The organism is Mycobacterium sp. 852002-53434_SCH5985345, from assembly GCF_001667155.1.
In the GTDB taxonomy this organism is placed as follows: Bacteria; Actinomycetota; Actinomycetes; order Mycobacteriales; family Mycobacteriaceae; genus Mycobacterium.
The window spans coordinates 40695-53693 of the sequence record NZ_LZIE01000046.1 but is presented as its reverse complement, the minus strand read 5'-3'; the positions used below and the strand labels follow the sequence as shown (position 1 = coordinate 53693).

General features: G+C 69.0%; 13 protein-coding genes and 1 other RNA gene. 7 read left to right on the top strand and 7 right to left on the bottom strand.

The genetic code is table 11. The features are described from left to right. Positions 1–76: 76 nt before the first annotated feature. The 3 genes from panB (at position 77) to A5756_RS10230 (ending at position 3927) form a co-directional block, all read left to right on the top strand. Complete coding sequence (gene panB, locus A5756_RS10240) at positions 77–922, top strand: 3-methyl-2-oxobutanoate hydroxymethyltransferase (protein WP_066951816.1); 846 nt, start codon at positions 77–79, stop codon at positions 920–922. Between the two features lie 154 nt (positions 923–1076). After that, the gene (locus tag A5756_RS10235) at positions 1077–2264 is read left to right on the top strand and encodes a 1,4-beta-xylanase (protein WP_082948293.1); all 1188 of its coding nucleotides are present in this window, start codon (positions 1077–1079) and stop codon (positions 2262–2264) included. A gap of 130 nt (positions 2265–2394) precedes the next feature. Next, positions 2395–3927 (top strand): CYTH and CHAD domain-containing protein, encoded by a 1533-nt coding sequence (locus A5756_RS10230; RefSeq protein WP_066951695.1) that lies wholly within the window; start codon positions 2395–2397, stop codon positions 3925–3927. A gap of 6 nt (positions 3928–3933) precedes the next feature. On the opposite strand, the gene rnpB is transcribed toward A5756_RS10230, so the two are convergent. Beyond that, an RNA gene (gene rnpB, locus A5756_RS10225) (RNase P RNA component class A) lies at positions 3934–4334 on the bottom strand. A gap of 101 nt (positions 4335–4435) precedes the next feature. On the opposite strand from rnpB, the gene A5756_RS10220 reads away from it, so the two are divergent. The 4 genes from A5756_RS10220 (at position 4436) to A5756_RS10205 (ending at position 8141) form a co-directional block, all read left to right on the top strand. Beyond that, positions 4436–5146: a 2OG-Fe(II) oxygenase gene (locus A5756_RS10220; protein ID WP_066951693.1), complete on the top strand. Its 711-nt coding sequence runs from the start codon at positions 4436–4438 to the stop codon at positions 5144–5146. A 78-nt stretch (positions 5147–5224) separates the two neighbouring features. After that, positions 5225–6394 carry a cytochrome P450 gene (locus tag A5756_RS10215; protein WP_066951692.1) on the top strand — a complete coding sequence of 390 codons (1170 nt, stop codon included), beginning with the start codon at positions 5225–5227 and terminating at the stop codon, positions 6392–6394. After that, entirely contained in the window at positions 6391–6585 is a 195-nt protein-coding gene (locus tag A5756_RS10210; protein WP_066951691.1) for a ferredoxin, read from the top strand. Before A5756_RS10215 ends, A5756_RS10210 begins: the two co-directional genes overlap by 4 nt. Before the next feature lie 44 nt (positions 6586–6629). Next, a complete protein-coding gene (locus A5756_RS10205) occupies positions 6630–8141 on the top strand; it encodes a molybdopterin-dependent oxidoreductase (protein ID WP_066951811.1) in 1512 nt (503 codons plus the stop codon). Positions 8142–8145: 4 nt separating this feature from the next. On the opposite strand, the gene A5756_RS10200 is transcribed toward A5756_RS10205, so the two are convergent. From A5756_RS10200 to cobC, 6 genes are read right to left on the bottom strand one after another with little or no spacing between them, the layout of a single operon-like run. Further along, on the bottom strand, positions 8146–8346 hold the full coding sequence (locus A5756_RS10200; protein ID WP_066951689.1) for a hypothetical protein: 201 nt from the start codon (positions 8344–8346) through the stop codon (positions 8146–8148). 21 nt (positions 8347–8367) lie between these two features. Then, on the bottom strand, positions 8368–8949 hold the full coding sequence (locus A5756_RS10195; protein WP_066951686.1) for a TetR-like C-terminal domain-containing protein: 582 nt from the start codon (positions 8947–8949) through the stop codon (positions 8368–8370). A 16-nt stretch (positions 8950–8965) separates the two neighbouring features. Continuing rightward, a complete protein-coding gene (locus A5756_RS10190) occupies positions 8966–10078 on the bottom strand; it encodes a bifunctional RNase H/acid phosphatase (protein ID WP_066951679.1) in 1113 nt (370 codons plus the stop codon). Next, positions 10075–10812, bottom strand: a complete 738-nt coding sequence (locus A5756_RS10185) for a zinc ribbon domain-containing protein (protein WP_066951676.1) — start codon at positions 10810–10812, stop codon at positions 10075–10077. Before A5756_RS10185 ends, A5756_RS10190 begins: the two co-directional genes overlap by 4 nt. Beyond that, positions 10812–11945 carry a Nif3-like dinuclear metal center hexameric protein gene (locus A5756_RS10180; protein ID WP_066951673.1) on the bottom strand — a complete coding sequence of 378 codons (1134 nt, stop codon included), beginning with the start codon at positions 11943–11945 and terminating at the stop codon, positions 10812–10814. Before A5756_RS10180 ends, A5756_RS10185 begins: the two co-directional genes overlap by 1 nt. Next, on the bottom strand, positions 11942–12970 hold the full coding sequence (gene cobC / locus A5756_RS10175) for an Rv2231c family pyridoxal phosphate-dependent protein CobC (protein WP_066951670.1): 1029 nt from the start codon (positions 12968–12970) through the stop codon (positions 11942–11944). The genes A5756_RS10180 and cobC overlap by 4 nt, the downstream gene beginning before the upstream one ends. Between the last annotated feature and the right edge of the window lie 29 nt (positions 12971–12999).

Genomic DNA, 12999 nt, shown 5'->3' with positions numbered 1-12999 from the left:
CAGAATGGCACCGTCAGACGAACCCGGGGACCTTATCCGGCCACGAGGATCGAACCGACCACCTATAGGGACAATGATGTCTGAGCAAAACGTTTACGGTGCAGGCACGTCCGAGCACGCGCAGCCGCTCACCAAAATTCGCACGCACCACCTGCAGAAGATGAAGGCCGAAGGGCACAAGTGGGCCATGCTCACGGCCTATGACTATTCGACCGCCCGCATTTTCGACGAGGCGGGCATTCCGGTCCTGCTGGTCGGCGACTCGGCCGCCAACGTCGTGTACGGCTACGACACCACGGTGCCCGTCTCGATCGACGAGATGATCCCGCTGGTGCGCGGGGTCGTGCGGGGCGCCCGCCACGCACTGGTCGTCGCGGACCTGCCGTTCGGCAGCTACGAGGCGGGACCGGCCGCGGCCCTGACGTCGGCCACCCGATTCATGAAGGAGGGCGGCGCACACGCCGTCAAGCTTGAGGGTGGCGAGCGGGTCGCCGAGCAGATCGCCTGCCTGACCGCGGCCGGCATCCCCGTGATGGCGCACATCGGGTTCACGCCGCAGAGCGTGAACAGCTTGGGCGGCTTCCGTGTCCAGGGCCGCGGCGACGCCGCGGAACAGACCGTCGCCGACGCGATCGCCGTCGCCGAAGCCGGGGCCTTCTCCGTCGTCATGGAGATGGTGCCGGCCGACCTGGCCACCCAGATCACCGGCAAGCTGACCATCCCGACCATCGGCATCGGAGCCGGCCCGAACTGCGACGGCCAGGTCCTGGTGTGGCAGGACATGGCCGGCGTCAGCAGCGGCAAGGCCGCCCGCTTCGTCAAGCGGTTCGCCGACATCGGCGGGGAATTGCGCCGGGCCGCAACGCAATATGCGCAAGAAGTGGCCGAGGGAGCCTTCCCGGCCGACGAGCACTGCTTCTGACGGACGCCACCAGGGGTTTCCGCCCACCGCAACCCCCCGATCCTGTCAATTACCGAAAATCCTTGTGTGGCAGGCGGGTACGATTGCTCTTGGACAAATTCTCTACTCCGAGAGCAAGGGTGAACACATCGACCGGGGAATTTGCGGTGACTTCGTGCACCGTCGAACGGTGCTCAAGCTTCCGCTGCTACTGGCAGGAGGGGCTGCACTGACCCGAGCACCTCGCGCGGCCGCGGAACCCGCGCCTGGCACCTCGCCGCAGGCAAGCCGCTGGTCGCCCGAGCGCGCCAACCGGTGGTATCAGACGCAGCAATGGCCGGTTGGGGTGAACTACATCACCTCGAACGCCATCAACCAGCTGGAGATGTTTCAGGCCGATACGTTCGATCCCCGGCGGATCGACACCGAACTGGGCTGGGCCCGCGCCAGCGGGCTCAACGCCGTGCGCGTCTTCCTGCACGATCTGCTGTGGGAGCAGGGCCCTCGGGAGTTCCAAGTCCGCCTCGCCCAGTTCGTCGACATCGCGGCGCGCCACGACATCAAGCCGCTGTTCGTCTTGTTCGACTCCTGTTGGGATCCTCACCCCCAATCCGGTCCGCAGCGCGCGCCGACGCCCGGCGTGCACAATTCGGGCTGGGTGCAGAGCCCGGGCGCGCAACGCCTCGGGGAGCATACCTACATCCCGACGCTGCGCGACTACGTCACCGGGGTGCTGGCTCAGTTCCGCACCGACGAGCGCGTTTTGGGCTGGGATCTGTGGAACGAACCCGACAATCCGTCGAAGTACTACCGCTCGGTCGAGCGGCCCGACAAGCTGGATCTGGTCGCCGACCTGCTGCCGCAGGTGTTCGGCTGGGCCCGTTCGGTCGATCCATGCCAACCGCTGACGAGCGCCGTCTGGGACGGCGAGTGGGCGGACCCCGGCCGCCGCAGCGCGATCAGCGGCATTCAGCTGGACAACTCCGACGTGATCACCTTCCATTCCTATGACCCGCCCGCGAAGTTCGAGAGCCGGATCGCCGAGCTCACACCCATGGGGCGACCGATCCTGTGCACCGAATACATGGCCCGGCCCTTGGGCAGCACGGTCCAGGGTGTGCTGCCCATCGCGAAGCGCTACAACGTCGGCGCATTCAACTGGGGCCTGGTCGCCGGGAAAACGCAGACCTTCTTCCCCTGGGACTCATGGGAACACCCCAACCCAGCTATGCCGGCTGAATGGTTTCACGACCTGCTCGCGCCCGACGGGCGGCCGTTCCGCGATCCCGAGATTCAGACGATCCGCGAGGTGGGCGGCCTGGCGATGCATCTCCGCGAAGATCCCCCGCCGCCACCGCCGTAGCGCCGAGGCGGGCAACAACCCGCGGGCCATCGCCGCGATCCGCGTCACCGCGGTATGGCAGGCTATGAGAGCCCAGCACCACCGTCCACGACGTTCAAGGCCGCGGCGACGCGCCGCAACGGAGCCGAACATGCCTGCAAAAGCGCCGCAAGCTTCGCGCCATCGAGAGGTGGAGCGCAAGTTCGACGTTGGCGAATCCACCGTGTCACCTTCGTTCGAAGGCATCGCCGCCGTGGCGCACGTCGACAAGTCACCGACCCAGACATTGGACGCGACGTACTTCGACACCCCGGCACAAGACCTCGCGCGCAACAAGATCACCTTGCGCCGCCGTACGGGCGGCTCGGATGCCGGGTGGCATCTCAAGCTGCCGACCGGTCCCGAGGCCCGCACCGAGGTCCGGGTGCCGCTGGACGCGTCGGGCACCGACACCGTGCCGGAGGAGTTGGTGGACGTCGTGCTGGCGATCGTCCGCGACAGCCCCCTCGTACCGGTCGCGCGGATCACCACGCAACGCGAAAGCCAGGTGTTGTACTCCGCCGACGGCGCGCCGCTGGCGGAGTTCAGCAATGACCACGTCACCGCGTGGTCGGCCCGTACGTCCGAGGACGCCGACCTGGAGCCCACGCAGCAGGAGTGGCGCGAATGGGAGCTCGAACTTGCCGAGAAGAACGGGGCCCCGGACACCGAGCTGTTGAACCGCTTGGGTAATCGGCTGCTCGACGCCGGCGCCGCACCCGCCGGTCATGCCTCCAAGTTGGCACGCGTACTCGGCACCACGCCACAGCCTGACAGCGCGCAGCCCGCCGAGCACCCTTTGCAGCGCGCGGTGGCCGAGCAGATTCGCGAACTGTTGGTGTGGGATCGCGCCGTGCGGGCCGATGCCTTCGATTCCATCCACCAGATGCGTGTCACCACCCGCAAGCTGCGCAGCCTGCTGCGCGACTACCAGGAATCGTTCGGATTGCCCGACGACGGCTGGGTTCTCGACGAGCTGCGCGAGCTGGCCGGCATCCTCGGCATCGCGCGCGACGCCGAGGTCCTCGCGGAACGTTACGAGCGTCAATTGGACAGGCTGACACCGGATTTGGTGCGCGGGCCGGTGCACGAGCGGCTGGTCGGGGGCGCCCAGCGCCGTTACCAGACCGGGCTGCGCCGGTCCTTGATGGCCATGCGTTCGCAGCGCTATTTCCGCCTGCTCAACGCCCTCGACGCGATAGCGGTCCAACCGCCGGGCAGCGCCTCGGACGAGGAACACGCGCCGGTCACCATCGACGCCGCCTACAAGAAGGTCCGCAAGGCCGCCAAGGCCGCCGCCCAGGTTTACCGGGACCACCCGGACGACCAGCATCAGCGCGACGAGGCAGTGCACCGGATCCGCAAGCGGGCCAAGCGACTTCGCTACACCGCGGCGGCCACCGGCGAGGACAAGGTTTCCGAGCAGTCGAAGGCCGTCCAGTCGCTGCTCGGTGACCACCAGGACAGCGTGGTCAGCCGCGAACACCTGCGACACGAATCCGAAGCCGCGCACACCGCCGGCGAGGACACCTTCACCTACGGCCTGCTGTACCAGCAGGAGGCCGACTTGGCCGAGCGGTGCGAACAGCAGCTCGACGACGCGCTGCGCAAACTCGCCAAGGCGGTGCGCAAGGCCCGGCACTGAGCGGGGCGGACGAGTTGGCCTGTAAGCCGGATTCTGTTCTGTGCACCTCCGGCAGCCGGAGACGCACAGCGGCGACCATCCATCTGGGCACACCGTCGCCGGGTGCCTCGAGCGGCCTACCCGCAGGCTCGGGCGAGCAACCCTTGGACGCCTGCGCGGCCGCACCTTTCGGTGCGGCCTTCTTGGCCTTGCTTCGGGTGGGGTTTGCCTAGCCACCCCGGTCACCCGGGATGCTGGTGCGCTCTTACCGCACCGTTTCACCCTTACCACCGCGAGGGTGGCGGTCTGTTTTCTGTGGCACTGTCCCGCGAGTCACCTCGGATTGCCGTTAGCAATCACCCTGCTCTGTGAAGTCCGGACTTTCCTCGAACCGCCTTGCGACGGTCCGCGGCCGCCCGGCCAACTCGTCCGCGACGATTCACGGTACTACCTTCGTGATGCCGGGGCCAGCAACTATCGGCTCGGCTCTATCGTGGACCTCGCAGGCAGGAACACGGGAAGGACGCGAATGTCCCGGTGGACGAAGCGCGTCGACTCCGGCGACTGGGACGCCATCGCCAGCGCGGTCGACGAGTACGGCGGGGCGCTGCTGCCGCGGCTGGTCACCACCAGCGAGGCGGCCCGGCTCCGCAAGCTCTACGGCGACGACGACCTGTTCCGCTCGACCATCGACATGGCGCCCAAGCGGTACGGCGCCGGGCAGTACCGCTACTTCCACGCGCCCTATCCCGACCCGATCGAGGAGCTCAAACAGGCGCTGTACCCCCGCCTGTTGCCGATCGCCCGCGACTGGTGGGCAAGGCTGGGCCGCGATGCGCCCTGGCCGGACAGCCTCGACGATTGGCTGGCCACCTGCCACGCGGCGGGCCAGACCCGATCCACCGCGCTGATGCTCAGGTACGGCCCGGGCGACTGGAACGCCTTGCACCGAGACCTCTACGGCGACTTGGTTTTTCCGCTACAGGTGGTGATCAACCTGAGCGAACCCGACACCGATTACACCGGCGGCGAGTTCCTGCTCGTCGAACAGCGGCCGCGCGCACAGTCCCGCGGCACCGCAACGCAATTGCCGCAGGGCCATGGATTCGTGTTCACCACGCGGGAGCGGCCGGTGCCCTCCAGCCGCGGCTGGTCCGTGGCACCGGTGCGGCACGGGGTGTCGGTGGTGCGCTCCGGTGAGCGTTACGCGATGGGGCTGATCTTTCACGACGCGGCCTGAAAGCTCGCCGCACACCGATTGTGCGACCGCTTAGCATTGACCATTGCCCAGCGGGGATGTTGGTGCCAGTCTGACCAGATGACAGAAACCGAAGGGTTCGTCGACCAGACCATGACTGGTCTCGCGGAGCCGCAGCCGATGTATAAGGCGCTGCGCGAAACGAGTCCGGTGTTCCGGTCGCCGCAGGCGGTGGTTCTCAGTCGCCTGGCCGACATCGAGATGGCGCTCAAACACACCGAGCTGTTCTCATCGAACATGGACGCCGTCGACCTGGGCAACGTGCGGCCGCTGATCCCCCTGCAGATCGACCCGCCCGAACACGCGAAGTACCGCCGGGTCCTCGACCCGCTGTTCACTCCGCGGGAGATGGCCAGGCGCGAGCCGCGCGTCGCCGAATTGGTGAACGAGATGATCGACCGCTTCGCCGATCGGGGCCATTGCGACTTTCACGCCGAGTTCGCGGTGCCCCTGCCGTGCACCGTCTTCCTACAGGTGCTCGGGCTGCCGCTGGAGGACCTCGACAAGTTCCTGGAGTGGAAGGACGGCGTGATCCGCCCGGAGGGGGATTCCGGCTTCGACCGCCGCCACGACAGCTCCGCAGCAGTGGCACAACAGATCTACGACTACTTCGACCGTGCCATCGACGAGCACATCGCCAACCCCCGCGACGACGTGCTGTCGGCGATGATCGCCGCCGACATCGCCGGGCAGCCGCTGTCGCGCGAAGAACTCCTGGACATCTGCTTCCTGTTCCTGATCGCCGGGCTGGACACGGTGACCGACTCGCTCGACTGTTTCTTCGTGTACCTCGCGCGCCACCCCGACCACCGCCGTCAGCTGGTCGAGCAGCCCGACGTGTTGCCCGGGGCCGTCGAGGAGTTGCTGCGCTGGGAGACACCGGTGCCCGGCGTCGCTCGGGTCGCCATTCAAGACGTCGAGGTGGGCGGGTGTCCGATCAGCAAGGGCGAACGGGTCAGCCCGCTATTGGGCGCCGCCAACACCGACCCCGCCGAGTTCGCCGACCCGGAGCTGGTGGACTTCACCCGCAACCCGAATCGGCACCGCGCCTTCGGCGGCGGCCCGCACCGCTGCCTCGGCTCGCACCTCGCCCGCATGGAGTTGCGGGTGGCGTTACGCGAATTCCACCGGCGCATACCGGATTACGAGATCAAGCCCGGCACCCAGCTGACCTACACCGCCGCGCTGCGTTCGGTGGAGTCGCTGCCGCTGGTGTTCTCGGCACCATGACCGGGATAGTCGTCGACGCCGACCTTTGCACCGGGCACGGGCGCTGCTACACCCTGGCGCCCGACGTCTTCGACGCCGACGAGGTCGGCCACTCCGTCGTGCTCGTCGATGAGGTGTCCGGCGAGCTCGAGGCGCAGGCCGTCACCGCGGAGCAGAATTGCCCCGAAGGCGCCATCTCCCTAACCCGTTGAAGCAGAACGTGACTCCGGTGGCTGCCGCACCGTCGAACGAGCGGATGATCGCCGGGGTCGCCGCCGCGGCCGTCGCGCTCGGGGTGGCCCAGCTGGTGGGCATACCGTTCGGTGCGCGGGCCGACTCGCGGGCCGCGATCGGCGCGGCCGTCGTCGACCTGACACCGGGCCCGGTCAAAGAGTGGGCGATTCAGACCCTGGGCTCGCTGGACAAACTCTTCCTAACCGTGGCCGTACTGGTGGTGATCGCCGCAATCGCCGCCATTGCCGGGACGTTCGAGACCCTCCGCCGCCCAATCGGTAGCGCCGTTATCGCCGCGGCGGGCGCGCTCGGATGCGTCGCGGTGTTGACGCGGCCGGGCGCGACGGCGCTCGACACGATCCCGACCATCGCGGGCGCGGCCTGCGGCGTCGCCGCCCTGCGCCTGCTCACCCGTCGTTTTCGGCCGGTCCCCGAAGACACCGGCGACCACGACGAGCCCGATGCCGGCAGGCGCAGGTTGGTGGTGCTCGGCGTGCTCGGATTCGGAGTCGTGAGCGGCGTGGCGGGCGCGATCATCACGCGGTTGGTGCATTCGGTGGCCGCCGACCGCACCAGCTTCACGCTGCCCACACCGCGCACCCCGGCGCCCCCGATACCCGCCGATGTGCAGCCGAAAGGCATTGCGCTGCCCAGCTTCGTCACCCCCAGCGCCGACTTCTACCGGGTGGACACCGCGCTCACCGTTCCCCAACTCAGCCACTCCGACTGGCGGCTGCGCATTCACGGCATGGTGAACCGGGAAGCCACCTACACCTTCGCCGACCTCGCCGGTTTTGACGTCGTCGAAAAGGTGGCGACGCTTACCTGCGTGTCCAATCCCGTTGGCGGCAAGCTCGTTTCGACCGGGCTTTGGACGGGCTATCGAGTGGCCGATCTGTTGGCCGCGGCCGGTGTGCGTCCGGAGGCCGACATGGTGCTGTCGACGTCGATCGACGGCTTCACTGCCGGCACTCCGGTGGATGCGCTCACCGATGGCCGCGACGCGCTGCTGGCGGTCGCCCTCAACGGTGAGCCCCTGCCGATCGAGCACGGCTATCCGGCCCGGCTGGTGGTGCCCGGGCTCTACGGGTATGTGTCGGCCACCAAATGGGTGGTCGACATGGAGCTGACCCGCTTCGACAAGGCGGAGGCGTACTGGACGCGGCAGGGCTGGGCACCGCGCGCACCCGTCAAGACCGAGTCGCGGATCGACGTGCCGAAAAGCGGTCAGCGGGTGCCGGCGGGCCCCGTGGTTTTCGGTGGTGTCGCTTGGGCGCAGAATCGCGGCGTGCGGTCCGTGGAAGTCCGCATCGACGACGGCGCGTGGCAGGCCGCCGAACAGGGCGCCAGCTACTCCAACGAGACCTGGCGGCTGTGGAGCTTTCCCTGGCAGGCGAAGAGTCCTGGGCGGCACAGCATCACGGTGCGTGCCACCGACAACACCGGGGCCACCCAGACTGCGGATCGGGTCGCTACGGTCCCCGACGGCGCCACCGGCTGGCACACGGTGGACTTCACCGTGACGGGGACGTGAGGCCCTATTTCGACGAGAGTTTCCGCCAGCTGACTACCGCGATCACGATGCCGATCACCGCCGTGATCGGACCGATGACCGACCAGGTGGTGGTGTTGCTCATCGGGCTACCGCCGAGCACCCCGAATCCCTGAAGTGCCCAGATCAGACCGAACAAGGCGACGATCAAACCGAGGGCTAAGGTCGCGACGAATGTCCTTCTCATAGGCGGATGGTACGACCAGGCTCACCGGCGGGCGAGCGCGTGCCAGGCCATGTCGACGATGGCGGCGCGGTAGTCGTCGTCGACGGGAACGTCGGAGTACAGGGCCCGAATGTTGAGCGGCGCCAGCAGGATCTGAACCGCGGCCAGGGTGTTGACGCCGTCGCGCAATTCGCCCCGCTCCCTGGCCCGGTCCACGACCGCGCGCATCGCACTGAAATGTGCCCGCCAGAACCGCACGCGGGTGACTTCATCGTGCCCCCGACGGCCGTCCATCACCAGCGCGCGCAATAGTGTGCAGCCGACTTCGGTGTTGATCCGATTGGTCACATTGCGGGCCAGGGCCTCCAGGTCTCCCCGCAATGAGCCGGTGTCGGTTCCCGAGCTCACCGTCTCGACGTCGGAAAGAACCGCGTCGACGATGAGTTGGCGCCGATCCGCCCAATACCGGTACACCATCGCGGGGTCGAAGTGATGCCGCTCGGCCAACGCCTCGATGCTGAACCGCTCGACGCCCCATCGGGTCAACTCGTCGAGCACGGCCGGCATCACCAGCGCCCGAATGTCCGCCGGAATCGGATCTCCTGATGGTTGGGGCGGCCGCATGAGTTCTCCTTGGCGCCTACAGGTAGCCCGTCTGGTTCACCAAACGCACGGAAGACGCCCCGTCAGAATAGAACTCCGCAATGCTCAGCGATGCCAGATCGAGATGCAGCCGGTACAGGATGCCCGGACCGGCCTCCAGCGCGAGCCGCAGCAGCATCTTGATCGGCGTCACGTGGGACACCACCAGCACCGTTGTGCCCTGGTGCGCTGCGATGATGCGTCCGCGGGCCTTCAGCACCCGGTCGAGCACGTCGTCGAAGCTTTCACCGCCCGGCGGGGTGGTGCCGGTATCCCGCAGCCAGCGCCCGTGCAGCTCCGGGTCACGCTCGGCGGCCTCGGCGAACGTCAACCCCTCCCAGGCGCCGAAGTCGGTCTCGATCAGGTCGTCGTCGACGGTCACGTCCAGGCCGAGCGCCTTGGCGGCCCTGGCCGCCGTGTCGTAGGCCCGCTGCAGCGGTGAGGCGAACACGGCCGAGATTCCGCCGCGCTGCGCCAGATAACGGGCCGCGGCGTCGGCCTGCCGGCGCCCCACTTCGGTCAGGGCCGGGTTGCCGCGCCCCGAGTAACGGCGCTGCGCCGACAATTCGGTCTGGCCGTGTCGGAGCAACAGCAGCCTGGTCGGCGTACCGCGCGCACCGGTCCATCCGGGCGCCTGCGGGGATTGCGGCGCAGCGGTTTTCGCGGGCTCGGCCTCGGCCTGCCCGGGATCTTCCCCGGGGCCGCCGGCGGCGGCCGCATCCATCGCCTCGTTGGCCAGCCGATCTGCGTACGAGTTGCGGTCCCGCGGAATCCAGGTGTAGCTGACCCGATCGAACCGCGCCGCCAGCTCTCGGGCCTGGCCGTGCAGCTCGATCAGGTCGGGATGCTTGACCTTCCAGCGCCCCGACATCTGCTCCACCAGCAGCTTGGAATCCAGGAAGACGGCGGCCTCGGTCGCGCCGACCCGCAAGGCGTCGTCCAAACCGGCTAGCAGGCCACGGTATTCGGCCACGTTGTTCGTGGCCCTGCCGATGGCCTGCTTGTTCTCCGCGAGCACCGTGGAGCGGTCCTGGGTCCACACCACGGCGCCGTATCCGGCCGGGCCGGGATTGCCGCGCGACCCGCCGTCGGCCTCGATCACCACCTTCACTGGTCGAACCCGTTGACCCGCAACAGGATCGCGCCACACTCCGGGCACCGCACCACCTCGTCTTCGGCGGCGGCGGAGATCCGCGACATCTCGCCGCGGTCGATCTCGAGGCGGCAGGCGCCGCACCGGCGCCCGAGCAGCGGCCCGGCGCCCGGGCCTCCCCCGGCGCGCTGGCGTTCGTACAACGCGGACAGGGCGGGGTCCAGCGTCGCGCTCAGCGTTTCGCGCCGCGACGAATGCGTCTGTCGGGTCTCGCTGATTTCGGCGAGCGCGGCGTCGAGAGCCCGCTGGGCTTCGGCCAATTCGGCCTCCAGCGCTTCGACCTTGCCCTGCCCGTCATCCAGCTGGGACTGCAGCTCCTCGCGGCGCTCCATCACATCGAGCAGCGAATCTTCCAGACTGGCCTGGCGGCGCGTCAGGGTCTCCAGCTCGTGCTGTAGATCCGACAGTTGCTTCGCGTCGGTGGCACCGGACTGCAGCAACGACCGATCGCGGTCCTCGCGCTGCCGGACCGCCTCGATTTCGGACTCGAACCGCGACACCTGAACGTCAATGTCCTCCAACGCGATCCGAATGGCGCCCACGCGGTCACCGGCGGCGCTGAGTTCCTCCTGCAGCCGCTCGCAGGCCTGTTGCTCCGCCAGATGGCTGGCCCGGTGCGTGATGCGGGACAGCTCGGCGTCCAGCTTCGACAGCTCGAGCAGCGAACGCTGCTGAGCGACTTCGGCCTTCATCAGTGGTCACCCTCCATTTGCCCCATATTCCATGGGTCGGTGCGAATGGTGCATACCCGCACCGGCAGCGCGGCACCGAAACGGGACCGCAACAGGTCGGCGGCCTGGTGGCACCACGGAAATTCACTCGCCCAGTGCGCCACGTCGATCAGCGCCACGCCGGAGGCCCGGCGATGCTCGTCGGCCGGATGGTGCCGCAGGTCGGCCGTCACGTAGGCCTGCACACGCGCGCCGGCCGCGGCATCGAGCAGCGAGTCCCCGGCGCCGCCGCAAACGGCGACCCGGGATACCGGCAGGTCGGGATCGCCGGCCGCGCGCACGCCCCACGCCGTGCGCGGCAGGGCGGCTTCGACGCGGGCCACGAAGTCGCGCAGCGGTTCGGCCCGGGGCAGGGCGCCGATGCGGCCCAACCCGGCGTCACCGGGCGGGGGCAGCAACGCGAAGACGTCGAACGCGGGCTCCTCGTAGGGGTGGGCGGCGCGCATGGCCGCCAGCACGGCGGCCCGGATCCCAGCGGGCGCGACGACCTCGAACCGGTCCTCGGCCACCTTCTCGACGGCTCCGACGCTGCCCACCGCCGGCGACGCCCCTTCGTGCGGCAGGAACTGCCCGATGCCGCTGACGCTCCAGCTGCAGTGCGAATAGTCGCCGATGTGCCCGGCGCCCGCCTCGAACACCGCCGCCCGCACCGCCTCCGCGTTGTCACGCGGCACATAGATGACCCACTTGTCCAGGTCGGGAGCGGCCGTTCGCGGCTCCAGGGCAGCTTCGACGGTGAGGCCGAGGGCCTGGGCCAGCGCATCGGACACGCCCGGTGAGGCCGAGTCGGCGTTGGTGTGCGCGGTGAACAGCGAACGCCCCGTTCGGATCAGGCGGTGTACCAGCGCGCCCTTGGGCGTGCTGGCCGCCACGGTGTCGACCCCGCGCAGCAGCAAGGGGTGATGGGCCAGCAGCAGGTCGCCCGCCGGAACTTCGTCGACGACCGCGGCCGTCGCGTCCACCGCGACGGTCACCGACTCGATCGCATCGTCGGGGTCGCCGCACACCAGGCCCACCGAGTCCCACGATTCGGCGAGCCGCGGCGGGTAGGCCTCGTCCAGCACGTCGATGACGTCGGCCAGCCGCACGCTCACCGGCGCACCTCCGCGATGGCCGCAACCAGCAGCGGCCACTCCCGGCGCACCGTGGCCCGCAGGTAACGCTCGTCCAAGCCGACGAACGTATCACAGCGACGGATGGCAATCCCCCTGTCCTGCAACTTCTTTCGAATATCAACGGCGTCCGCCCCGCGGAACAGCACGAACGGCGCGCGGCCGTCGACCACCTCGGCGCCCACCGACGTCAGGCCGGCCACCATCTCGGCGCGCAACTCCGCCAGGCGCGCGGCGCCGGCCGCCGCCTCTGCGACGGCCTGCCGGCCGCAACATGCCGCGATGGCCGCCAGCTGCAGCGTCCCCACCGGCCAGTGGGCACGCCGAGAGGCCAACCGGGCCAACACTTCCGGGGAGCCCAGGGCGTAGCCCACCCGCAATCCCGCCAGCGCCCACGTCTTGGTCAGGCTGCGCAACACCAGGACATCGGGCAGCGAATCGGCGGCCAGCGACTCCGGTTCGCCCGGGATCGAATCGGCGAACGCCTCGTCGACCACCAGGATCCGGCCGGGCCGGCGCAACGCGAGGAGCTGCTCGCGGGTGTGCAGCACCGAGGTTGGGTTGGTCGGATTGCCCACCACGACCAGGTCGGCGTCGTCGGGAACGGTCACCGCGTCCAGGCCGAAGGGCGGCTCGAGCACCACGTGGTGCACGGGCACCCCGGCCGCGCCGAGCGCGTCCGCCGGCTCGGTGAACGAGGGCGCGACGATCGCCGCCCGCGCCGGACGCAGGTTGCTCAGCAACGCGAACCCCTCCGCGGCCCCGGCCAGCGGCAGCACCTCGTCGCGTGGTCGGCCGTGCCGCTCCGCGACCGCGTCCTGCGCCGAGCGCACGTCCTGGGCGCTCGGGTAGCGCCCAAGATCGGGCAGCCGCGCAGCCAGCCGCCGCACCAGCCAGTCGGGCGGTTGGGCGTGACGGACGTTGACGGCGAAATCCAGCATCCCGGGTGCGACGGCCTGATCACCGTGATAGCGCGTCGCAGGCGGGCTCAAGTTCAGACTCGCCATCCGAGAAACACTAGTGGGCCGCTTGGGCG